Genomic DNA, 22,576 nt, shown 5'->3' on the forward strand with positions numbered 1-22,576 from the left:
CGATTGCGCGGCAGGGAAGGATTTGACGCACGTGGCCGTCCTCGACTCCGACGGCGGCCGGGCGGTGACGCGGCCGCCGCTCGCTGCGCATGTCAAGCCAAACCGACAGCCCGTCCCTCGCGTGGGGCGGCACACGAACGGTGTACAGCACGCTCGCGGCCCTCTCCGAGTACGGGACGCGAGCGAAGGACGCGTTGGTGTACAGTTCGGCGTACCTCGTGGTCATCGCCGCCGTCGAGGTGGTGACGGCGATGGTCGCGCTCTCGCTCCCGCCGAGTCCGGCCCCGCTCGTCATCGCCCTGTTGACGTTCGCGGTCTACGTCGGCGACAGAATCGCGGACGCAGCAGAGGACGCCGCGACGAGCCCGGAACGGGCCGCGTTCGTCACGCGCCATCGCCGCCTGTTCTCGCTCGGGACCGCGGCGGCGTACGGGCTCGCGGTCGCGCTCGCCGTCCTCGGCGGCCCGCTCGCGCTCGCCGTCACGCTCCTCCCCGGGGCGTTCTGGATACTCTACGCCTCCGACTGGCTCCCGTCGCTGAGCCGCTACGCCAGCCGGCTGAAGGATGTCCTCGTCGTCAACTCCGCGGTCGTCGCGCTCGCGTGGGCGGTCTGCGTCGTCTGCCTCCCGCTCGCGTACGCGGACGGCGCGTTCACGCCGACCGCGGCCGTCGTCTTCGGCTACTTCTTCCTCGACACCTACGTCAACACGGAGATTCCGAACCTCCGCGACCGCGAGGGTGACGCCGCGAACGGAGTCGCGACCCTCCCGGTCGTCCTCGGGGTCCGGCGCACCCGCCACGTCCTCTACGCGCTCGACCTCGTCCTCGTCGCGGGGATCGCGCTCGCGTTCGGCGCGGGTATCCTCGGCGTCGCGATGACCGCCGGTGTCCTCGTCGGCCTCGGCTACGCGCTCTGTCTCGCGTGGTTCGTCGGCCGCACGGAGCGGTACGGTCGCCTCGCAATCGCCGGTGAGGCGAAGCACCTCCTCGTCGTGGCCGTCGTCGTCGCGCTCGGCGCGGCCGGCTTCTGAGTCGGGCACGGACACCGCGTCCAGTCGCCCGACTGAAACGTTTATTTCTCGGTCGTCGTCGGTTGATTCATATGGGTGTGGTGGCTTGTACCGAGCAGTAGTACCGTGCTGCTCCTCACCGCGCTCCTGCTCGTCTCGATAGCCGTCGGGACCGGAGCCGCGATCCTCGCGTGGCGGGAGCGACCCAAACCCGGGGCGTTCCCGCTTGTCGCGCTCCTCGCCGCGCAAGTGTGGTGGTCGACGTGCATCGTCTTCCGCCTCCGCGCCGACACCGTCCCCGCGAAGCTCCAGTGGTTGCACCTCGGCTGGCTCGGCGTCGTCTGCGTCCCCGTGGCGTGGCTCTGCTTCGCGCTCGAATACACCGGCCGGGACCGATACCTGCGCCCGCGGTACGTCGCGCTCCTCTGTGCCGTGCCCGCCGCCACGGTCGCGCTCGTCGCCCTCGGCGGCCACGACCTCCTCGTCGTCGAGTCACACACCATCGGCGCGAACGGCGTCGTGCGCTTCGAGCAGGGCGGGCCGTGGTACGCCGTCGTCGCCGGCTACACGTACCTCCTCGGGCTCTGCGGCGTCGCGGCAATCGTCGAACTCGTCGGGAGCGACGCCGTCGCCTTCCGCGGGCAGGGCGTCACGCTCCTCGTCGGCCTCGCCGCCCCCTGGGTGACGAACGTCGCCTTCCTCCTCGGCACCTTCGAGACCGCGGGCGTCGACCCGACACCCATCGCGTTCGCCGTCTCCGGCGTCGCCTACCTCGGCGCCATCACCCGCTATCGGCTCCTAGAAACGAACCCCGCGCCGCGGCGGCGCGCCCGCCGCCTCGTCTTCGACGGGATGCGCGAGGGCGCGGTCGTCCTCGACACGAACGGCAACGTCGTGGACGCGAACGAGTACGCGGTCGACGCCCTCGGCATCACGCGGGAGTTGGTGCTCGGCGAACCCGCGACGCGCGTCATCCCCGAGTACGAACGTCTGCGCGACGGGAACACCGCCGGCCACCTGACGCTCGGCGACGGCGACGACGCGCGAACGTACGACGCCGCCGTCACGGACGTGAGCGACGTCCACGACCGCCACATCGGCTCCATCGTCACCTTTCACGACGTCAGCCGGTACGTCAGACAACGCCAACGCCTGGAGGTGCTCAACCGCGTCTTACGCCACAACATCCGCACGGAGACGAACGTCATCCACGGCTACGCCGAGCGCTTCGGCGACAGCGACGCCGGGCGGATAGTCCAGGAGCGCGCCGCACGCATCGAGGCCGTCGGCGAGAAGGGCCGACAGGCCGTCGAGTTGTTCGAGCGGACCCGCGAGGAACACACCGGCCGACCGCTCGCCGGCATCCTCGACGACTGCGTCACGCGCGTCCGCGAGAGCCACCCCGACGTCGACGTGTCGTACGACCCGCCGCCCGCGGACGTCGTCGTTTCGAGTGCCCTCAGCGCCGTCTTCGACAACCTGATCGAGAACGCCGCGAGACACAACGAGGGCGACGAGCGCCACGTGACCGTCGAGACCCGGCCGGACGCCGAGGAGGTGTCCGTGGTCGTCGCCGACGACGGGCCCGGAATCGACGCCCAGGAGACCGACGTCATCCGCGACGGTGGCGAGAGCGCGCTCCGCCACGGGAGCGGCCTCGGCCTCTGGATCGTCCGCTGGGGGACCGAAATCGCCGGCGGCCGCGCCGAGTTCGACGACCGCGAACCGACCGGAACCGCCGTCACCGTCACCGTCCCGCGACTCGACGCGCCGAGCGGAGAGTAGGCGACCCTCGCGGCCGATACCCCGAAAAGAGGGGGAGAACGGACGGGCGCGTCAGGACGGTCGGATGATCGCGGCGACGTCCGCGTCGTCGAGGTCGTCGGGGAGCGCGGCGAAGCGCTCCGCCGCACGCTCGCGCGCCGCCGCCGTGCCCTCGCCCGGCGACGTCTCGTAGAGCGTCGCGACCGCCTCGCGGTACGCCGCGATTCGCCGCGCGCGGTCGGCGACCCGTCGAACCGTCGCCCCGTCGGCGTCGGGCGCGAGCACGCCGTCGTACGCCGCGGTGTCGACCGCCTCAGCGGTCTCCGAAACTGCGACGACCGCGAGCGACCCGTCGGCGCGCTCCCGAGCCGCCCGCACGAGCTCGTCCGGGTCGTCCACGGCGTCCGGGGCGAGCAGGAGGAGCGTCCCCCCCGGGATACGCTCCGGGAGCGCGGCGCGCGACTCGACGTGGACGCAGCGCTCGTCCAGCACACCGACGAGGGACGCGTCCGAATCGACGACCAGTATCACTGCACCGGGATAGTTTCACCCCATCGAGGATAATACTTCGGTATGAGACAGCTGAAATTACCGCTCGGCGACGTGTTGAGGGCGTCTCCGTCGCATAAGAGAGGAAGACCGCCAGCGAGGAGGTCGTCACGTCCGGGGACTGCTCGCGCGCGTGCTCGGAGACCGTGGCGGCGGCGGTATCCGTCACTGATCACCCTCTGATTCAGCCGCGAGAATCACGAGACAGCGGTGACCCTGGACAGGTCCCCCGTTCAACTCACCTTTTCGGGTAGCTTGCAGGAAATCGAAAACCGGTACGAGGGAACTATCTGCCCGGAGTTTACAGCGTTTCCACTTCTGCGTGGAATCGGCGGGAAGTAAGATCCGCCCTCCCCGATCGTGAACTCCGGGAGACGACCTCGCTCCGCTCGGCTGCGACTCCCGTGCTCAAATCGGCTCTCGGGATTTTCGACTCGCACGCGACTCGCTACGCTCGTCGGTTCGAGTCAGGAAAATCCGCCCTCCCCGATTTGAACGGGGGGCAAGCCGATCTACAGTCGGCTGCTCTACCAGTCTGAGCTAAGGGCGGGCGCATCGAAACGTAGGCCGTGGTACGAATTTAAGACTTCTCATTCGACACCGCCAGCGGGGCGTGGTTTCAAATGGGCGGGCGTCGTATGACCCGCTATCGCATGTCGAAGATAACGTTCCGGGCGGACGCGGACCTCGTCGAGCGCGTCGAGGCGCTGGACGCGTCGAAGAGCGAGGTGATGCGCCGCGCGCTCCGGGCGTATCTCGACGACGACGCGAGTGAGACGGCGTCGGACGCGACGCCGGGGAGTCTCGACGCGCTGCTCGACGCGCGGATCGACGAACGGGTGGACGAGCGGGTCGCGCGTCGCCTCGACGAGGAGACGAGCGGGGACGTGACCGTAAACGTGAACGTCGGGGAGACGGCGGACACCCCGGCGGGGTCGGACTCGCGCGTACGCGAGGCGGATTCGGCGAACGACGCCGCGGGACCCGTGTCGGACGCGACGACCGCGGAGGCGTCGGACGCGCGGGCGTGCCCGCAGTGTGGCGAGTCGCTGGCGGCGGAACACGCGTTCTGCCCGAACTGCGGGGAGCGGGCCGGTGGACGACCCGCGTGCGAGTGCGGCGCGGAGCTCCGTTCGGACTGGGCGTTCTGTCCGGACTGCGGGCGTCGGACGATGGCGGGCGACGTCCTCGACAGGTAAGACACGGTCGTTTACACAGCCATTAACTATTTATGCAGGTCCGTTGTCGTTGTGCGTACGTAAGACGGAGGTCTTACGGTGAATCGGCCGGGTCCGCGTCGGTGCGTCCGGTTCGTGATGCTGTGTAAGACACCGAAGGCCAGTCCGTCTTGCAGGGGAAGACCAACAATGGAGCGTGTGACACTCCGGATTCCGAAGCAGCAGATCGAGGAAGTCGAGGAGATGGTCGAGCTCGGGAAGTTCCCGAATCGCTCGGAGGCCATCCGCTCGGCGGTCCGCGAGATGCTGGACGAACAGACCGACTCGAAGTCGAACGAAAGCCGCAGCTGGGCGAAGGTGTAACAGATGCAAGATATCGTCAACGACGCCCTCGAAAACGCCGAAGCAGAACAGCGGGACCTGAGCGACGTCGACAGCGATGACAGCGAGTTCGGGGACCCCCGAATCGTCATCGTCGGTGCCGGCGGTGCGGGTAACAACACGATCAACCGGCTGTACAACATCGGGGTCGAGGGCGCGGACACCGTCGCCATCAACACCGACAAGCAGCACCTGCAGATGATCGAGGCCGACACGAAGATACTCGTCGGGAAGTCCCTGACGAACGGCCTCGGTGCGGGTGGGGACCCCTCGATGGGCGAGCGCGCCACCGAGATGGCCCAGGGAACCATCAAGGAGGTCCTCGGCGACGCGGACCTCGTCTTCGTCACCGCCGGCATGGGTGGCGGGACGGGGACGGGTGCGGCACCCGTCGTCTCCAAGATCGCAAAGGAGCAGGGCGCCATCGTCGTCGGGATGGTCTCGACGCCGTTCAACGTCGAGCGCGCCCGCACGGTGAAGGCCGAGGAGGGCCTGGAGAAGCTCCGCGACGAGGCGGACTCCATCATCGTCCTCGACAACAACCGCCTGCTCGACTACGTCCCGAACCTCCCCATCGGCAAGGCGTTCTCCGTGATGGACCAGATCATCGCGGAGACCGTGAAGGGAATCTCGGAGACCATCACCCAGCCGTCGCTCATCAACCTCGACTACGCCGACATGACCGCCATCATGAACCAGGGCGGCGTCGCGGTGATGCTCGTCGGCGAGACGCAGGACAAGAACAAGACGGACGAGGTCGTGAAGGACGCGATGAGCCACCCGCTCCTCGACGTCGACTACCGCGGCGCGTCCGGCGGACTCGTCCACATTACTGGTGGACCGGACCTCACGCTCAAAGAGGCCGAGGGCATCGCGGACAACATCACGGAGCGCCTCGACAACTCCGCGAACGTCATCTGGGGCGCGCGCATCCAGGACAACTACAAGGGCAAGGTCCGCGTCATGGCGATCATGACCGGCGTCCAGTCCGCGCAGGTGCTCGGCCCGTCCACGCAGAAGCAGGCCGATAAGTCCCGCGCGGAACTCCAGGACTTCGAGGCGGACAGCGCCGGCGGGAGTTCGGACTGGGAGGGCGCGACGAGCGACGGCGGCCAGGACGAACTCGAACAGAACAACGGCCTCGACGTCATCCGCTAACGCCGTTCAGTTCTTTTTCGCGGCCAGTACCAACGGCCAGCGACCGCGTTCCGCGCGTCTTCGTGCGTCTTACGCGCGCGTCCGACACGTGGGCTCAGTCGGCGGCGTGGACGGCGTCGACGAGGTAGCACTTCCGACAGACCTCGCGGGTCGTCGGCGCGCCACACTCCACACACTCGTTCAGGTCGGACTCGTCCCCCGGGCTCCGGTATCGCTCGGCGGCCATCGCCGCCAGCTCCTCGTAGCCGGCCATGATGCTGTGTCGGGTGCCGGGGTGGGCCTCCTCCAGGGAGAGGAGGAGGTCCTGTATCTCGCCGCGGAACGCCTCGCTCGAATGCGGACACTCGGCCATGTGGACCGGGAGGTCTCGCAGTTGGGCGTAGAGCGCGACCTCCTTCTCCGGGACGTCGCGCAGGGGCTTCGCGCGCGGCGTCATCCCGGCCTGGGCGTTGCGCTCGTCGAAGGGGCCGAGCGAGGCGTCGAAGTGTTTCGCCATCTGCTCCGTGTTCCCCTCGAAGACGTTCATCAGCGCGGTCTCGGCCTCGTCGTCGAGGTTGTGGCCGGTGAGGAGTTTGTCGGCCTCGTACCCCTGGGCGTACTTCGAGAGGAGGTCGCGGCGGAAGACGCCGCAGTACGCGCAGGCCGCCATGTTCTCGGGGTCGCTCTCGACGACGTCGTCCATCTCGACGTCGAACTCCTCGGCGTAGGAGACGACCTCGTGGGCGATGTCGAGGTCGGCGGTGAGTTCCTCGCAGGCGTCGACGCTCTTGTCGCGGTAGCCGGCGATACCCTCGTGGACGGTGAGCGCGACGAGTTCGACGCGGGGGTCGTCGGCGAACGTCTCGTGGAGAATCTGCGTGAGCACGACCGAGTCCTTCCCGCCGGAGAGGCCGACCAGCCACGTCTGAGGGTCCTCGGGCGTCGCGGAACTCGGCAGGAGGTCGTCCTCGCGGACGCGACGGCGGACGCGGCGCTCGACGGACTCGCGGAAGTGGTGTTCGCACAAGTGGTTCCCCGAGTACGCCGCGTGCATGACCGCCTCGCGGTCGCACTTCGTGCACTCCATCGCGTCACCGTTGTCGACGCGCGCGTTTCACCATTACGGAGGGGACGGGGGACACGCAAAACGGCGGGAACCGATACGCTTTCCTGTTTGACTAAGTGATTAGTCAACGAAAATGGGCGAGGACACGGGAACGGAACGCTCGGAGACGCAGACGGCCATCATGGAGGCGACGTACCGGGCGCTGTGCGAGCACGGCTACGCGGACCTGACAATGCAGGCCATCGCCGACGAGTTCTCGAAGTCGAAGTCGCTCATCCACTACCACTACGACACGAAAGAGGAGTTGTTGGTGGCGTTCCTCGACTACCTCCTCGACGGCTTCCTCGCCAAGGTCGAGGAGACGAACGACGGCGACGACCCGCGCGAGCGCCTCGACACCCTCGTCGACATCCTCCTCTCGGGCCCCGAGGAGTCCGAGGACTTCCAAATCGCGATGCTCGAACTCCGCTCGCAGGCCCCGTACGTCGAGGCGTACCGCGAGGCGTTCGCGGCGAACGACCAGCATCTCGTCGGGCTGCTCGCCGACACGGTCGCCGCGGGCGTCGAGAGCGGGGTCTTCCGCGACGTCGACCCCGAGCGCGTCGCCGAGACGATTCTCGTGATGATCGACGGCGCGCGCTCGCGGAGCGTGCTCTTCGGCAGCGGCGACACCGTCGCGCACACCAGACGAGCCATCGACGGCTACGTCCGCTCGCACCTCGTCGCCGACGAGGAGTAGAGAGCGGCGGGAAACGAAGGAGAGGCGAGAAGAAAAGGAGAGAGGCGAGAAGAAAAGGAGAGAGCGAGAGGAAACGGGGAAGAGCGAGAGGGAAAACGCGTTGTGGTCCGAGCGCCTTCGTGCCGTATGGACCGCGACGCCGCGCTGGATCACGTCGAGCGTGTCCTCGATACGGTGAGCGACGGCGACCTCCCCGTGCCCGTCACGGAGTGCTGGGTCTACGGCGAGGTCGCGCTCGGGAAGGACCCGCTCACGCGTCTCGACGTCTACGTCACGAAGGACCTCCTCTTCGGTGGTGAGCCCGCCCCGGACCTCGACGCCGAGTACGGCGTGGAGGGCCTCGGCCGCACCGTCGACGCCGCGTGGGCGCGCGAACACCCCGAGTGGGTGCGCACGGACGACAGCGGCTACGTCGCCCCCGAGAAGTGCCTCGCCGCCCAACTCCTCCCCGAGGGCGAACCCGTTCACCTGGAGGTGTGCAACACGGGCTTCGAGCGCAACGTCACCCAACGCGCCGAAGGGGCGCGAGCCGCCGGGAACTACGAGCAGGTCATCGACCCGCGGGGCGTCTGCCTCTACGCGGAGGGGCGACGCGACGACGAGACGCTCGACAAACTCCGCGAGGGCGCGCTCGCCTTCCCGACGCTCGAAGACGCCCTCGGGATGCTCGGCTTCGACGACGAGGAGGCCGAGACGGCCGCCGCGGCGATGCGCGCCTACGAAGCGGAACAGGAAGGGACGACGGTGCGCGGCGACGTCGTCTGAGTCAGGACTCGGGCACGTCGACGGCGTCGCGTTCGGTATCGGTCTCGCCCGCGTCCGCGTCGCCCCCGCTCTCGCGCGGGTCGTCGCCGTCGGCCTCGTCCGCACTCTCGCCCCCGCTCTCGTCGGCCGACGCCACGCGGCCCGCGACGACGTAGAAGGGGACGACGGCGCGGCGCTCGTACTCCCCCGCGGCCATCGCGTCGACGACGGCGCGGCCCATCGCCTTCCACTCGCTCTTGAGTTCGTCGACGCCGGTCCGCGAGAGGCCGCCGCGTCGGAGCGTCGGCGCCTGCTCCTCGATACGCGTGCCCGCCGCCTTCGCCTTCGCGGCGTCGAGCGCCGGCGCGTCGTAGGGCGGTCGGACCGTCCGCTCGTGTTCGTACCGGCGGCTCTCGACGTCCGAGAGGCCGACCTCGCGGAGGAGCGCGGCCGCGCTCGACCCGAGCGTGACGTCCGTCTCGACGCCCGCGATGTAGGTGTCGCGCGCCCGCTTCGCCAGCGGGGCCTCGGCCGCGACGCTCGACTCCACGACGACCTCGGCGTTGTCCGGCTCGACGCAGGCCACGAGGTCCGCGGAGACGCGCGCGAACTCCGCGAGCGCCGCCCGGGGCTCCGGGAGGTTGATGAGGAGCGCCTGACAGACCACGAGGTCGAAGGCGTCGTCGCGGAAGGGCAGACGCGTCGCGTCGCCCAGCGCCCGCGCGTCCGCGTCGGCCGCCCGGAGCAGGTCGGGGTCGGCGTCGAGCGCCACCACCTCGGCGTCGCTCTCCTCGCGGAGGACGCGCGTCAGCTCGCCCGTGCCACAGCCCACGTCGAGGACCCGCGTCCGCGAGTCGAGGGCGAGCGGCGCGAGCGCCGACCGGTCGGCCCACATCCCGCGACGGGTGTCCGTCAGGTAGTCGGCGGAGAACCGTCTCACTGCGAACGCGTAGGTGCGGGAGGGAGGAAACGCTTATCGCTCGCGGCTGCGCCGCTCGCCAGAACGTCGCGCTTCGCGTTACTCAACCCAGCGCGGCTCACGGGTCGTTCCTCCCCGCTCACCAGAACGTCGCGCTTCGCGTTACTCAGCGCGACACAGCTCACGGGTCGTCCCTCCCCGTTCGCTAGAACGTCGCGCTTCGCGTTACTCAGCGCGACACAGCTCACGGGTCGTCCCTCCCCGTTCGCTAGAACGTCGCGCTTCGCGTTACTCAGCGCGACGCAACTCTCGCACGTGCTCGATGTTCCACGCGTACGAGCGCCCGTCCTCCGTCGGCGTCTCCAGGGCGAGCGGGACGTCGCGGATCGCCTCGTGGTTCAGGAAGGCCTCGAAGCCCGCGTCCCCGATGTAGCCGTCGCCGATGTGGGCGTGCTCGTCCTTGTTCGTGCCACACTCGTGCTTGGAGTCGTTGAGGTGGACGTACTTGAGACGCTCCAGGCCGACGACGTCGTCGAGTTCGGCGAGGGTGTCCGCGACGCCCTCGGGCGTGGAGAGGTCGTAGCCCGCGGCGAAGGCGTGGGCGGTATCGAGGCAGATGTCGAGGTGGGTGTCGGCGAGGTCGAGGACGGTGGCGAGGTGCTCGAAGTCGCCGCCGAGTTTCGTACCGCTGCCCGCGTCGCTCTCGATGAGGATGGTGACGTCGTCGGGGACGTCGAGGGAGTCGATGACGCCGGCGGCGTTTTCGAGGCCCTGCTCGACGCCCGCGCCGGTGTGCGCGCCGAGGTGGACGTTCACGTAGGGGATGTCGAGCTCGTGGGCGGCATCGACCTCCTCTTGCATCGCCGTCCGGGACTTCTCGCGGAGGTCCTCCTTGGGCGTACAGAGGTTGACGAGGTAGGAGGTGTGGATGACCCACGGGCCGACGTCGTGTTCGGCGCTGGCGTCGCGGAACGCCGCGGCCTCCTCGTCGTCGACGTCCGGCGACTGCCAGACCTGCGGGGAGTGCGTGAAGATTTGCCCGCAGTTGCCCCCGACGTTCCGCTGTCGCCAGACGGCGTTCTCGATGCCGTCGCCCGGCGGGGATTCGGGGTCGCCCGAGGTCTTCGAGCCCGCGATGGAGACGTGCGCGCCGACGTTGAGGGACATGCTCGGGGGGAGGGTGGCGGCGAGCAAAGGGGCTTCGGAGTCCGTCGCGCGGGCGGAACGCACTTCGGTCCCGCAACCCTGTGTGGCGACTATGAGCGAACCGCTCGCCGTGGGGGACGTCGCCCCGGACGTGACCGCCCCGCTCGTCCGCCCGGACGGGCGCACGGCGGACGTCGCGCTCTCGGCGTTGACGGACGAGCGGCCGACGCTCCTCGCCTTCTACACGAACGACTTCAGCCCGGACTGCATGGCGGAGTGGTGTTCGTTCCGCGACTACGGCTGGTTCGCCCACGACGAGCGCGTGCAGGTCGTCGGCGTCTCGCGCTCGCACGCCGCGACCCACAAGCGGTTCATCGACTACCTCGACCTCGACTTCCCCCTCTACGCCGACCGCGACCTCGCGCTCGCGCGGGCGTTCGGCGTCGACTACCGGACGTTCGGGCTCTTCCGACGCTCGAAGCGCTCCGTCTTCTTCCTCGATACGGACCGGACGATTCGCTACCGGTGGGTCGGCGACCACCCGCTCGACCCGACGCGCGACCAACCGCCCCTGGAGGAGATACGGGCAGCCGTGGAGGACACCCTCGACGAGGACGCGGGCCCGGAGACCTTCGGATTCGAGTGAGGGGCGAAACGCTTTTGATGATTTAGGTAGACCTAAAGGACGGATGCGGTGCGGCCGCGCGGTCACTGTTCAGACTCATACCGACCGCGGGGCTCCCCGTCCCATAGCACTCCTGCTCAGTAGAGTTCGCCGCCGAGTGGCACCGCTTCGTCGGGGCCGACGAGCATCGGGTGGCCGTCGTCGTCCGGGACGCCGAGCGTGAGCGCGTCGGACTCGAAGCCCGCGATGTTCACGGTCCCCAGATCGACGGCGCAGAGCACCTGTCGGCCGACGACGTCCTCGGGGTCGTGGTTGTAGCCGAGTTGCGCGGCGGAGTGGCGTGTCTCGTCGCCGAGGTCTATCTCCAGTTTGAAGAGCTCGGGCTTGCGGGCCTCCTCGAAGCGTTCTGCGGCGCGAATCTCGCCGACGCGGACCGTCGTGTCGAGCGGGCTGCTCATACGTCGTGGCGCGGGCGGGCGAGGCTTCAAGCTTCGCCTCGCGGCCGGGTTCCGAACGAGGCTTGTGGGTCGAGACGCACGGACGCGTATGGCCTTCGAGTCGCTGCCGGCGCGCCCGCTTTCGCACGACGAGGTGATGGCGCTCTCGGCATCCGGTCGGTTCGCCGACGTCCGCCCCGTGAACGCCTTCCACTACCCGGAGCGCGAGACGCAACTCATCACCGCAATCGTCTTCGTCACGGAGAGCGGCCTGCGCGCCGTCGACTACGACCCCGCGGCACGGGAGTGGCGCGTCGTCCGCGAGGAGCCCCTCGACGGACCCGAGGACATCACGGACGTCCCGGACGCGCTCTTGGGAGACGTGCAGGCGGAGATCGAACAGCGCGTCAGCGAACTGGAGGACGCGGGCGTCGTCGGCGCGACCGCGGCGCGCGACGACACGACGGAGGTCCGGGACGCCACCAGCCTCGGGAGCGTCCTCTACGACCAGTACACGGACGACGACGCGTAAACGCGACACGGGGGAGACGCGCAAGCGGGTACGACTCGGCGTGCGCGTTCGTCCGCGGGGACCGGGAGCCGCGCCACCCCGCCGCGATGGCGGACCGATGGAAACTGGTTTAGGCCGTCCTAAAATACGTGTCAGCAGGGAGATGAAGACGAAGAACACGGACGGGACGCGGACCGACGCCGTCGAGACGGTGGCCTTCCTCGCGCGCTCGGAGCACCGCGTTCACGTCCTCGAACTGCTCGCGGACGGGACGCGAACGCGCGAGACGCTGCTGACGGCGACGGGCGTCGCGCGGGTGACGCTGAGCCGTATCCTCGGCGACCTCGAAGAGCGCGGCTGGATCGAGAAGGACGGCAACGAGTACGCCCTGACGGAGTACGGCGGGCTCGTGTACGACGACCTCGCGCGGCTGTTGGGGACGGTGTCGCTCGGCGAGTCGTACCCGGACATCGTCGGGCACCTCCCCACGGAGTGGTTCGGTTTCGACGCGCGCCACCTCGCCGAGGGGTCGCTCGTCGCCGACGAACACGCGGATCCGCTCGCGGCGGCGCGAACCGTGGCGAACGCCGTCCGCGGCGCGGACACGGTCCGGGCGCTCGTCGGGTCGTTCGTCAGCCTCCCCCTGTACGCGTACGCGGAGGCGATGCGGACCGGGGACGAACCGGACGCGGAGATCGTCTTCGGCGGCGGCACCGAGTCCGTCGTCCGCGACGACGACGGGATCGCGGACTGCGTCCGCGCAATCGAGGCGAACGCGGGGACGCACGTCTACTACAGCGTCGAGGAACCGTTCCCCTGCAACGTCGACCTCGTCGACGACGAGACCGTCTATCTCTCACTCCCCCGCGAGCGCGGCGGCGGCTTCGACGTCATCGAGTGCGACCACCCGGCCGTCCGCGAGTGGGCGCGCGAGCGCTTCGAGCGGACGCGGACGCGCGCCGCCCCGTACGCCGCCCAGCCGACCGCGGTCGGCGACTGAGACGCGCGGGGGCGGGCCGAGTGAGGGGGGGAGTACCGACGGGCTTCACACCGTGTTACGCGTATCGCGGCGTGTTACACCGAACGCCGGGAGGCACTAAGTCGTTTTAGGCGAACCAAAAGGACATGGTACGAAGACGGCGCGTGCTCGCGAGCGGTGCGAGCCTCGTCGCGGCCGGCCTCGCCGGCTGCAGCGGCGGTAGTGGCGACGAAACGACCACGAGCGAGGCGACGAGCACAGATGCGGGGACGGAGTCGTCGGACGGAACGACGCCGTACACGGTCCACATCGAACCGAACGACCCCTACACGTTCGAGGAAGTCCCCGAGACGTACGGCGTCGTCTCCGGGCCGCTGCTCGACGTCGGGATGGCGCTCGGCATTCACCCGAGCGCGACGACCGGCCTCGAACGCGCGCCCCTGAAGTTCTACGACCTCCTCGGCCTCGACTTCGACGAGAGCGAGGTCACCAAGCTCGCCAGCGGTGCCGAATCCGGCTACGACAAGGAGAACTTCTACGCGGCGAACGCGGACGTCTGGCTCATCCCCAAGAGCACGCTCGCGCGCTTCACGAGCTGGGACGACGCCGACTACGAGGAGATCGAGTCGCAGACCGGCCCCTTCCTCGGGACGCCGCTGCGGTTCGCGCCGACCGCCGCCGTCTCCGAGTCGCCGAACCCGTACACGCTCTACGAGGCCTTCGAGAAGTACGCCACGGTCTTCCAGCGCCACCGGCAGTTCGAGGCCTGGCAGTCGATGCACGACGACCTGATGCGCACCATCGAGGAGGGCCTCCCGCCGGAGGACGAGCGCCCGACGATTGCCGCCATCTGGCGCGGCGTCAGCCCCGATTCGGGACAGTTCCGCATCGCCCCCCTCCACCGCCTCGGGAACAACACGAAGTCCTACTACCGCCTCGGGATGCGGGACGCCTTCGAGGGCCACTACCCGGACGGCCCCATCGGCTACGAGGAGCTCCTCGACGTCGACCCGGACTACATCGGTGCCGTCGGGATGCTCACCTCCGCGACCCACGAGGAGTTCGTGAACACCGTCGTCGAGCCCTTCGAGAACAACGAGAACGGCCAGCAGCTCAGCGCCGTCCGGAACGGGAACGTCGTCCGGAGCGCCGGTCAGTACATGGGCCCCATCGTCGATATGTTCTCGACGGAAGCCGTCGCCAAGCAGGTCTATCCCGACACGTTCGGCGAGTGGCCGGGTCCCGTCGGCGACCTCGCCGAGGACGAGCGGCTCTTCGACCGCCAGCGCCTCCTCGACGTCGTCCACCGCGAGTTCTGACGCTCGATGGGCAAGGTTTCTGACGCGCTCGCCGAGCGGCGCGCGGCGTGGGACGAGTGGTACGCGAACTCGAAGCTGGCCGCGGTCGCGCTCGGAAGCCTCGCCGTCCTCCTCGGCGCGACGCTCCTCCAGGTGAGCTTCGGGGCGTATCCGCTCACGCTCGCCGAGGCGTGGCACACGGTCTTCGACCCTGAGGTCCTGTTCAGCACGGCGGCGTGGCACGCCTTCCTGCTCGGCGGCGGCCTCCCGGAGTGGTTCACCCGCCAGCAGCTCATCGTCTGGAACATCCGCCTCCCGCGTATCCTCGTCGGGATTCTGGTGGGCGCGAACCTCGCGGTCTCGGGCGCCATCTTCCAGATCGTCACGCGCAACGAACTCGCCAGCCCGTACGTCCTCGGAATCAGCGACGGCGCGGGCCTCGTCGTCCTCGTCACGCTGACGTTCGTGTCGAGTCTGCTCCCCGTGATGCCGGTGCTGGCCGCCCTCGGCGGCGCGATAGCGTTCCTCATCGTCTACGCCATCGCGTGGAAGAACGGCACCAGTCCCGTCAGGCTCGTCCTGGCGGGCGTCGTCGTCGGAACGGTGTTCGGCTCCGTCCAGCGCGCGCTGTTCTTCTTCATCGACGACCTCAGCGTCGTCATGTCCGCCCAAGCGTGGTTGTCGGGCTCCCTGCTTGGCACCGACTGGGGACAGGTGCGCCTCGCGCTCCCGTTTACGGTCCTCGCGCTCGCGCTCGCGCTGGCCGTGACGCGTCACCTGGACGTCCTGTTGCTCGGCGAGGAGACCGCACGGTCGCTCGGGATGCCGGTCGAAAAGATGCGCTTCGCGGTGGCGGGCATCGCCATCCTCTCGACGGCCGCCGCCATCGCCGTCGCCGGGTTGGTGGGGTTCGTCGGCCTCATCGTCCCGCACATGGTGCGCAACATCGTCGGGAGCGACTCGCAGCGCCTCCTCCTCGGGTGTCTGTTCCTCGGGCCGGCGCTCCTCGTCGGCGCGGACGTCGGCGCGCGCCTCGCGCTCAGCCCGGTCCAACTCCCCGTCGGCATCATCACGGGCCTCGTCGGCGGCCCCTACTTCCTCTACCTCATGCGGAAAAAGAAGGACCTCGGCTCCGTCTGACGTTCAGTAGAGCCGCTCGGTGGCGAGCGCCGCGCCCTCGACGAGCGCGTCGAGTTTCGCCCACGCGATTTCGGGGCTGACCATCCCGAGGCCGGCCTGCGTACCGAAGCCGCAGTCGGGCGCGGCGACGATTTCGGTGTCGTCCGGCGCGGCGTCCGCCACGCGCTCGATGCGGTCCGCGATGGTCTCCGGGTGGTCGATGATGTTCGTCTTCACGTCGACGACGCCGGGGATGAGCGTCCAGCCGTCCGGAACCGGCTCCTCGGCGAACGCGCGGTACTCGTGCTGGTGGCGCGGGTTCGCCTGCTCGACGCTCAGCCCCGTGATGTCCGCCTCGTAGATGACGGGGAGCATGTCGACGAGGTCGACGTCGAGGTGGCCGGGGCCCTCGTAGCTCCCCCAGCAGGTGTGGAGGCGGACCTGCTCTTCGGGGACGTTTTCGAGGGCGTCGTTGAGCGCCTCGACGTGGCGGCGCGTCGCCCCGCGGATGTCCTCGATGGACGCCTCACGGAAGGCCTCGGTCTGGCCCGCGGTGAGGAGTTCGGGGGCGTCTATCTGGAGGGTGAAGCCCGCGTCCGCGACGAGCTCGTACTCCTCTTTCATCGCGGCGGCGACGTCGCCAAGGTAGTCGTCGTAGGCGTCGTAGTAGTCGTTGACGTGCGTGGAGGTGACGACGCTCGGCGACGCGGCGGTCATGAAGGTGTCCGCGGGGTCCGCGTCGAGGTCGTCGAGCGCGTCACGGAAGCCCCGAATCTCCGCTTCGGCCTCCTCGTGTCCCGTGTACTCGATGGGGCCGGTGACGACCGGCTGCTCGGAGAGGTCGATGACGTCCGTCTTGAACGTCTCGTCGGCGTACTCGGGGTAGTCCTGGAGGTCCGCCCAGAGTTCCGTCTCGCGGGTGCCCTCGATACCGCTGAGGCGGTTCTGGACGTACCAGTTGAAGGAGACGCGGGGCTGCTCGCCGTTGTTTATCGAGTCGAGGCCGACGTCGAGCTGCCGCCGGACGACGTCGTGCGTCGCCTCCGTCGTCGCGCGCTCCCACGCCGCGTCGTCGACGTCCTCGCCGTCCTGTTTCGCCGTCAGGAGGTCGAGGAGTTCGGGCGGCCGGGGGAGGCTACCGATGTGCGTCGTTCGAATCTCGTCGTCCGTCATGATGTACTACGAGAATAATCCTCTGTCACAATATAACTAGTGGTATTGACGCGCGGGACGTGTGGCCCGCCGGCCGACAGGTTATCAAGGGACGCACCCGCATTTTCGCCCGTGAGCGACGAGGGGGAGCTCTCGGTCGTCCACGTGACGACCGACACGACGGAACGCGCCGGACCGGCGGTGGGGGCCGCCGACGGCATCGACGCATCGCACAGACGAATCGACGAGGCGGCGGACGTGGGGGACGCGGACGCGCTCCTCGCGGGCGCGGACGTCGCGGGGAGCGAAGCGCTCGCGGGGCTAATTCGTGCGAACGACGCGGCCTGCGTCGTCGCGGACCCGACGACCGACGACGAGACGACGGCGGGGACGCTCCGGCGCGCCGTCGCCGAGGGGTGGCGCGGCTATCCCGTCCCGGCGAGCGAGCGCGCGCGCCTCGACGCGCTGGGAGCGTACGATTTCGACGACCCGACGCTGCGCGCGCACCTCCGGGGGATGACGACGACGGCGCGCGAGTGTCTCGACGCCCGCGCGGCGTTCGTCGGCCTCGTCGGGGAGCGCCACGAGACCTTCCTCACCGCGGAGGGCGTCGACCTCCCCGACCGCGAGCGCGGGCGGGCCGTCTGCGCGCACGGTATCACGAACGACGGCGTGCTCGCCGTCGACGACGTCACTGCATCCGAGCGCGGGGCACGGGTCGCCCCGGACCTCGCCAGTTACGCGGGCGCACCGCTCGTCGCGGGCGGCGAGCGCGTCGGGATGCTCTGCGTCGCCGACGACGAGGCGGGGGCCTTCGACGAGGCGGACGCGGCGGTGCTCGAACGCCTCGCCGAGCAGACCGCGCGCCACGTCGAGCGCTACGGCGCGACCTGAGGGACGCGGGGCGTCTCGGGGGGTGTCGCGGGGCTTTTATCGCGCGCCGACCTACCCGGAGGGAGATGGTACGGAACGTCGCCGAGGACGTCGCGGCGCTCGAACAGGAGGACTTCAACCTCCTCTCCGGCGTCGAGCACGGGATGCGCTTCTCGGAGTGGGTGGCCCGCGAGAAGCTCCCGGACTTCGCGCGCCTCACCGCCGAGGAGGTCGACTACCGCCTCGACCGCGTCGAGGACCGCGGACTGGTCGAGCGCCAGACGATTCAGTACGAGGGGTTCCGGCTCACCTTCGAGGGGTACGACGTCCTCGCGCTGAAGGCGTTCGCGGAGCGCGAGACCGTCTCGGGCTTCGGCGCGCCGCTCGGCGTCGGCAAGGAGAGCGACGTCTTCGAGGTGGAGTCGTACAAGCCCATGGCGCTCAAGTTCCACCGCGAGGGGTACACGAACTTCCGCGAGGTCCAAAAGGAGCGCGACTACACGAGCGACAACGACCACGTCTCGTGGTTCTACACGGCGCGCAAGGCCGCCGAGCGCGAACACGACGCGCTCCACGCGCTCTACCCGGACGTGAACGTCCCGCGGCCGATCGACCAGAACCGCCACGCCATCGTGATGGAGAAGGTCGACGGCGTCGAACTCAACCGCGCGAAACTCGAGGACGACCAGGTCGTCGGCGTCCTCGACTTGATCCTCCGCGAGATAGCCAAGGCGTACGACGAGGGGTACGTCCACGCCGACATCAGCGAGTACAACGTCTTCGTCCGCGAGGACGGCGTGTTGCTCTTCGATTGGCCCCAGTCCGTCCCGACGGACCACGAGAACGCTCGGGAGTTCCTCGGGCGGGACGTCCGAAACATCGTCTCCTACTTCCGCCGGAAGTACCCGAACCCGACGCCCGAGACGGACGTCGAGGCCGTCGCGGACGCCGTCGCCGACGACGCCTTCACGAGCGTCCGGGACTACCCGGCGTAGCGCGGACATTCCGGTCGAATTTGTGCCCGATTCGGACCGAACTCCCGCACTATCTCGAAAAACCGGTATATACCCGCGGTCCGACGGATCAGGCGGAGGCTCGTTCGTGGCATACACGCGGACGACGGCACGTCGCGGTATCGTCGCCGTGTCGGAGCCCGCGAGCGAATCTGCGCTCGACGGCTCCGTAAGCCTCCCCGGGTCGTCGGCCGGACGGCCCGGTCCCCGCTGTGCGCTCTCCTTCCCCTGCGTCTCTCGGTGCGAGGACGGCGTTCGCACCGGCGACCGGCCAGTCCCGCATCCGTTTCCGAAGGCCTTAACCTCGTCACGAGGGAAGAACCACTAACTCGTCGGCGCGGGCCCGACGGGCACCCGCCGCGGCGTCGCCGCGACGGGACGAAATGTGGTGCGCCCCGCGCACTGAATCGCAAGCGCCCGCGGACACACTATGGCACGAAGCTTCTACTCCCACATCAAGGACGCGTGGAAGCAGCCCGGCGAGGGCAAACTCGCCGAGCTGCAGTGGCAGCGAAAGCAGGAGTGGCGCGACCAGGGCGCCATCGAGCGCGTCGAGCGCCCGACGCGCCTCGACAAGGCGCGCGAACTCGGCTACAAGGCCAAGCAGGGCGTCGTCGTCGCCCGCGTCGCCATCCGCAAGGGGACGGCGCGCCAGCAGCGCCACAAGGCCGGTCGCCGCACGAAGCGCCAGGGCGTCAACCGCATTGGCCGCGCGAAGAACCTCCAGCGCATCTCCGAGGAGCGCGCCTCCCGGAAGTACCGCAACCTCCGCGTGCTCAACTCCTACTGGGTGGGTGAGGACGGCTCGCAGAAGTGGTTCGAAGTCATCCTCCTCGACCCGGAGCACCCCGCCATCCAGAACGACGACGACCTCGGCTGGATCGCCAACAACAGCCAGGAGAACCGCGCGTTCCGCGGTCTCACCTCCGCCGGCCGCAAGGGCCGCGGCCTCCGCAAGCGCGGGAAGGGCACCGAGAAGACCCGCCCCTCGAAGAACGGCGGGACGCAGCGCAAGAAGTAACACCGCAGTTCCGTTTCTCCCGTTTTCCACGCCCCGTAGCGGCCGCGCTGTGAGTCCACGCGCTGGCCGCGCGCCCCCCTCAGCGACCCCGCCAGACGACTTCGTCGGCGACGTCCGAGCGCGTGACGACGCCGGTGACGCGGTCGCGCGAGTCGGTGACGACGGCGAGTGACGCCCCCGTCTCCCGGAACTCCGCGAGGAGGTCGTCGACCGTCCACGACTCGCGGGCGAACGACGCGTCGGCGAGGACCTCGGCGAGGGGCGCGTCGGCGGCGACGGCGCGTTCGGCGTCGGCGAGGGAGACGACGCCGCGGACGTCGTCGAGGTCGTCGCCGTAGACGGGGACGGCGTCGACACCGGCGTCGAGGCAGGCGTCGCGGGCGTCCGCGGGGGTGGCGCTCGCGGGGACGGCGACGACGGCCGCGCGCGGCGTCATCACCTCCTCGACCGCGGTCTGTTCGAGGTCGAGGACGGCGTGGACCATCTCGCGTTCGTCGGCGTTGACGACGCCGAGTTGCGCGCCGGTGACGAGGAGCGCGCGTATCTCCTCGCGGGTGACGTAGGGCGGGACGGCGTCGGCACCGCCGAGGAGCGAGGTGATGGCGTCGGAGGCGACGTCGAACGCCCAGACGACGGGCGAGAGCGTGCGTTCGAGGAGGGCGACGGGGCGGGCGACGGCGAGCGCCCACGATTCGGCGTGCGCGACGCCGTACGCCTTCGGGGCGACCTCGCCGAAGAGGAGGACGAGGACGCTCGTGACGACGGTCGCGGCGACGATGGCGGGCCCCGGAGCGAAGAGCGACACGGTGAGCGTGGCGATCACCGTCGAGAAGGCGACGTTGACGACGTTGTTGCCGACGAGTATCGTGACGAGCAGGCGGTTCGGGTCCTCGCGGAGGTCCCGGAGGGCGCGCGCACGCCGGTCCCCGCTCGCGGCGAGCGATTGGACGCGGTGCCACTGGAGGGAGAACGCGGCGATTTCGGCGGACGAGAAGAACGCGCTGCAGGCGAGGAGGAGGAGACAGAACACGCCCGCGAGCACGAGGAAGGTGGGCTCGACCATACGGGAGGCGTGGGGCGCGCGGACCGTAAGCGCTCGCGCCTACTCGTCGACTTCGGTCCCGGTCCCGGTATCGGCGTCGGCGTCGGCCGCCTCGTCGGCGTCCGCGTCCGCGTCAGCATCCGCGAGCGCGTCGCGGAGCGTCCCGAACGCCGCGCGGTCGGCGTCGTCGGCGTTCGCCACGAGGCGCTCGACGATGAACTCCGGCGTACTGCGGCCGACGACGCCGAAGCGGGGCTGGTAGTCGACTTCGAGCGCGAGGTCGCCGGCGAGCCCCTCCGCGAAGATGCCGTCGATGCGCGCGACGCCGGGGAGCGGGTCGAGGTCGTCCGCGAGGTGGGTGACGTAGACGCCGAGGGCGTCGCGGTCGGCGGTGAGCGAGACCAACCCGTGGAGGAGGTCGGCGGCGCTCCCGGGTTCGGTGATCGCCTCGAACTCGTCGACGAGCATGAGGGTGCGCCCGTCGGCGGCGAGCGGCGGGACGACGGAGCGCAGCGTCGTCTCCAGGACGCCGGCGTTGAAGCTCGCGTGGCGGCGGTGGAAGACGAGGCGGTCGAAGTCGCCGACGAGGGCGCGCTCGGCGGGCACGGGGAGGCCGAGCGAGGCGAGCGTCGCCACCTCGGCGAGCGTCTCCAGGAGGGTCGTCTTCCCGCCGGAGTTCGCGCCCGTGAGGACGCTCACGCGGTCGCCCGAGGGCGGCCCCGCGAAGCCGTGGTCGCCGAGCGCGTACGTCACGGGCTGGACGTCGACGCCCTGGGTGCGGAGGTCGAGGTTACGCGCGCCGACGACGGCGAGCGTCGCGTCCTCGGTGTACTCGGGCCGCGTCAGGTCGGAGGCGATGGCGAAGCGCGCGAGCGAGCAGGCGAAGGCGGCGTCGGGGACGGCGTCGGCGGCCGCCTCGACGTCGGCTTCGGCGTCGGCGACGGCGGCGTCGAGGTCGTCGCGCACGGTGGCTTCGCGTTCGGTGGCGGCCTCGCGGCGCGCGTCGGCGAGCGAGCGGAGCGTCGTGCTCACGAAGTCGGCGGCGTCGCTCGCCTCCGTCGCGGCGTGCTCGCGGACGGCGGCCGCCTCGACGCCCGTCGCGTCCACGACGTGCTCGACGACGGCCTCGCGGAAGGCGTCGGGGCCGCGGACGTCGCCCGAGCGGACGTCGTCGAGGACCGCGACGGTGTCGGCCGCGAGGCGCTCGACGGCGTCGGCCTGCTCGCGGAGAGCGTCGAGGCGGTCGTCGTACCCCTCGCGGACGCCCGCGTCACCCTCGCGGTAGCGGAGCGCGGCCGCGGCGTCGCGCAGCGCCTCGGCATCGAGGTCCGCGAACGCGGCGAACGTCCCCTCGGTGAGACCGGCCTCCACGAGCGCGAGCGCGGTCTCGACGGCCGCGCGGTCGCCGGCCTCGCGGCTCTCGTGTTCGGCGAAGGCGTCGACGGCGGCCTCGCGCTCGGCGTCGTTCAGCCCGCGCCACGTCTCGATGGCCGCGTCGATCTCGTCGAGGCGCCGCTCGGCGGCCGCGTGCGTGTCGAGCGGCGCGAGCACGCGGATGCGGTCGCGGGCGCGGTCCGTGAGGGCGTGGTCGGTCGCGGCGTCGAGCACGCCGTTGTAGACGTCGCGCGCGTCGTCGGTGGCGAAGACGTCCGCGTCGCCGTCGTCCGTCGCGCGGCGGAGGATACGGGTGGCGCGCCCCGCGGGGACGCCGGCCTCCACGAGCGCGCCGACGTCGGCGGACTCGATGGCGCGGACCGCCGCCCGCTCACCGAGCGACTCCGTGAGGAGCGCGGCGGTCTTCGGGCCGACCCCCCAGTAGTCCTGTAGTCCCATACCGACCCCGTGGCGCGCGGGGCGAAAAACCGTACCGTTC

General features: G+C 69.9%; 22 protein-coding genes, 1 tRNA gene and 1 pseudogene. 15 read left to right on the top strand and 9 right to left on the bottom strand.

The features are described 5' to 3' along the window. The first annotated feature begins 89 nt into the window (after positions 1-89). Together IEX84_RS09510 and IEX84_RS09515 are read left to right on the top strand one after the other, a co-directional pair. A complete protein-coding gene (locus IEX84_RS09510; protein WP_188872260.1) occupies positions 90-1,031 on the top strand; it encodes a UbiA family prenyltransferase in 942 nt (313 codons plus the stop codon). A 105-nt stretch (positions 1,032-1,136) separates the two neighbouring features. Further along, positions 1,137-2,795, top strand: a complete 1,659-nt coding sequence (locus tag IEX84_RS09515) for a histidine kinase N-terminal 7TM domain-containing protein (RefSeq protein ID WP_209590381.1) — start codon at positions 1,137-1,139, stop codon at positions 2,793-2,795. A gap of 51 nt (positions 2,796-2,846) precedes the next feature. On the opposite strand, the gene IEX84_RS09520 is transcribed toward IEX84_RS09515, so the two are convergent. Then, positions 2,847-3,305, bottom strand: coding sequence for a hypothetical protein (locus tag IEX84_RS09520; protein WP_188872262.1), 459 nt, complete (start codon positions 3,303-3,305; stop codon positions 2,847-2,849). Between the two features lie 494 nt (positions 3,306-3,799). After that, positions 3,800-3,873 (bottom strand) — tRNA-Tyr (locus tag IEX84_RS09525). A 103-nt stretch (positions 3,874-3,976) separates the two neighbouring features. On the opposite strand from IEX84_RS09525, the gene IEX84_RS09530 reads away from it, so the two are divergent. From IEX84_RS09530 to ftsZ, 3 genes are all read left to right on the top strand, one after another. Then, complete coding sequence (locus IEX84_RS09530; RefSeq protein ID WP_188872574.1) at positions 3,977-4,522, top strand: double zinc ribbon domain-containing protein; 546 nt, start codon at positions 3,977-3,979, stop codon at positions 4,520-4,522. A 168-nt stretch (positions 4,523-4,690) separates the two neighbouring features. After that, positions 4,691-4,864 carry a ribbon-helix-helix domain-containing protein gene (locus tag IEX84_RS09535; RefSeq protein WP_188872263.1) on the top strand — a complete coding sequence of 58 codons (174 nt, stop codon included), beginning with the start codon at positions 4,691-4,693 and terminating at the stop codon, positions 4,862-4,864. A gap of 3 nt (positions 4,865-4,867) precedes the next feature. Beyond that, on the top strand, positions 4,868-6,040 hold the full coding sequence (ftsZ, locus tag IEX84_RS09540; protein WP_188872265.1) for a cell division protein FtsZ: 1,173 nt from the start codon (positions 4,868-4,870) through the stop codon (positions 6,038-6,040). A gap of 94 nt (positions 6,041-6,134) precedes the next feature. On the opposite strand, the gene ncsA is transcribed toward ftsZ, so the two are convergent. Next, positions 6,135-7,106 (bottom strand): tRNA 2-thiolation protein NcsA, encoded by a 972-nt coding sequence (gene ncsA / locus IEX84_RS09545; protein ID WP_188872267.1) that lies wholly within the window; start codon positions 7,104-7,106, stop codon positions 6,135-6,137. 112 nt (positions 7,107-7,218) lie between these two features. Between ncsA and IEX84_RS09550 the strand changes: the two genes are divergently transcribed. Further along, positions 7,219-7,824, top strand: coding sequence for a TetR/AcrR family transcriptional regulator (locus IEX84_RS09550; protein ID WP_188872269.1), 606 nt, complete (start codon positions 7,219-7,221; stop codon positions 7,822-7,824). A 126-nt stretch (positions 7,825-7,950) separates the two neighbouring features. After that, positions 7,951-8,589: a DUF7095 family protein gene (locus IEX84_RS09555; RefSeq protein WP_188872271.1), complete on the top strand. Its 639-nt coding sequence runs from the start codon at positions 7,951-7,953 to the stop codon at positions 8,587-8,589. 133 nt (positions 8,590-8,722) lie between these two features. Here the strand turns inward: IEX84_RS09555 and IEX84_RS09560 are convergent. Both IEX84_RS09560 and IEX84_RS09565 read right to left on the bottom strand, forming a co-directional pair. Next, positions 8,723-9,508 (bottom strand): annotated as a pseudogene (locus IEX84_RS09560) (class I SAM-dependent methyltransferase); the annotation flags it as partial. A gap of 267 nt (positions 9,509-9,775) precedes the next feature. Continuing rightward, on the bottom strand, positions 9,776-10,654 hold the full coding sequence (locus IEX84_RS09565; RefSeq protein WP_188872275.1) for a deoxyribonuclease IV: 879 nt from the start codon (positions 10,652-10,654) through the stop codon (positions 9,776-9,778). A 91-nt stretch (positions 10,655-10,745) separates the two neighbouring features. Between IEX84_RS09565 and IEX84_RS09570 the strand changes: the two genes are divergently transcribed. Beyond that, entirely contained in the window at positions 10,746-11,279 is a 534-nt protein-coding gene (locus IEX84_RS09570; RefSeq protein ID WP_188872277.1) for a redoxin domain-containing protein, read from the top strand. 116 nt (positions 11,280-11,395) lie between these two features. Here the strand turns inward: IEX84_RS09570 and IEX84_RS09575 are convergent, their stop codons facing one another. Next, positions 11,396-11,716: a tRNA-binding protein gene (locus IEX84_RS09575; protein ID WP_188872279.1), complete on the bottom strand. Its 321-nt coding sequence runs from the start codon at positions 11,714-11,716 to the stop codon at positions 11,396-11,398. An 88-nt stretch (positions 11,717-11,804) separates the two neighbouring features. On the opposite strand from IEX84_RS09575, the gene IEX84_RS09580 reads away from it, so the two are divergent. The 4 genes from IEX84_RS09580 to IEX84_RS09595 all read left to right on the top strand — a co-directional run bounded on the left by IEX84_RS09580 (position 11,805) and on the right by IEX84_RS09595 (position 15,623). After that, complete coding sequence (locus IEX84_RS09580; protein WP_188872281.1) at positions 11,805-12,227, top strand: hypothetical protein; 423 nt, start codon at positions 11,805-11,807, stop codon at positions 12,225-12,227. Between the two features lie 142 nt (positions 12,228-12,369). Beyond that, positions 12,370-13,206, top strand: a complete 837-nt coding sequence (locus tag IEX84_RS09585) for a helix-turn-helix transcriptional regulator (RefSeq protein ID WP_188872283.1) — start codon at positions 12,370-12,372, stop codon at positions 13,204-13,206. A gap of 125 nt (positions 13,207-13,331) precedes the next feature. Then, positions 13,332-14,504, top strand: a complete 1,173-nt coding sequence (locus tag IEX84_RS09590) for an ABC transporter substrate-binding protein (protein WP_188872286.1) — start codon at positions 13,332-13,334, stop codon at positions 14,502-14,504. Between the two features lie 6 nt (positions 14,505-14,510). Continuing rightward, entirely contained in the window at positions 14,511-15,623 is a 1,113-nt protein-coding gene (locus tag IEX84_RS09595) for a FecCD family ABC transporter permease (RefSeq protein ID WP_188872288.1), read from the top strand. A 3-nt stretch (positions 15,624-15,626) separates the two neighbouring features. Here IEX84_RS09595 and IEX84_RS09600 read toward each other — a convergent pair whose 3' ends face one another. Beyond that, a complete protein-coding gene (locus tag IEX84_RS09600) occupies positions 15,627-16,775 on the bottom strand; it encodes a methionine synthase (RefSeq protein WP_188872291.1) in 1,149 nt (382 codons plus the stop codon). Positions 16,776-16,886: 111 nt separating this feature from the next. Between IEX84_RS09600 and IEX84_RS09605 the strand changes: the two genes are divergently transcribed. The 3 genes from IEX84_RS09605 to IEX84_RS09615 all read left to right on the top strand — a co-directional run bounded on the left by IEX84_RS09605 (position 16,887) and on the right by IEX84_RS09615 (position 19,661). Next, on the top strand, positions 16,887-17,648 hold the full coding sequence (locus IEX84_RS09605; protein WP_188872293.1) for a GAF domain-containing protein: 762 nt from the start codon (positions 16,887-16,889) through the stop codon (positions 17,646-17,648). Positions 17,649-17,713: 65 nt separating this feature from the next. After that, positions 17,714-18,622: a serine/threonine-protein kinase RIO2 gene (locus IEX84_RS09610; RefSeq protein WP_188872295.1), complete on the top strand. Its 909-nt coding sequence runs from the start codon at positions 17,714-17,716 to the stop codon at positions 18,620-18,622. Between the two features lie 448 nt (positions 18,623-19,070). After that, positions 19,071-19,661, top strand: coding sequence for a 50S ribosomal protein L15e (locus IEX84_RS09615; protein ID WP_188872297.1), 591 nt, complete (start codon positions 19,071-19,073; stop codon positions 19,659-19,661). Positions 19,662-19,740: 79 nt separating this feature from the next. Here IEX84_RS09615 and IEX84_RS09620 read toward each other — a convergent pair whose 3' ends face one another. Both IEX84_RS09620 and IEX84_RS09625 read right to left on the bottom strand, forming a co-directional pair. Then, positions 19,741-20,724, bottom strand: a complete 984-nt coding sequence (locus tag IEX84_RS09620; RefSeq protein ID WP_188872299.1) for a hemolysin family protein — start codon at positions 20,722-20,724, stop codon at positions 19,741-19,743. 39 nt (positions 20,725-20,763) lie between these two features. After that, positions 20,764-22,536, bottom strand: a complete 1,773-nt coding sequence (locus tag IEX84_RS09625; protein WP_229732352.1) for a P-loop NTPase family protein — start codon at positions 22,534-22,536, stop codon at positions 20,764-20,766. Positions 22,537-22,576: the final 40 nt, after the last annotated feature.

The organism is Halarchaeum rubridurum (assembly GCF_014647115.1).
In the GTDB taxonomy this organism is placed as follows: Archaea; Halobacteriota; Halobacteria; order Halobacteriales; family Halobacteriaceae; genus Halarchaeum; species Halarchaeum rubridurum.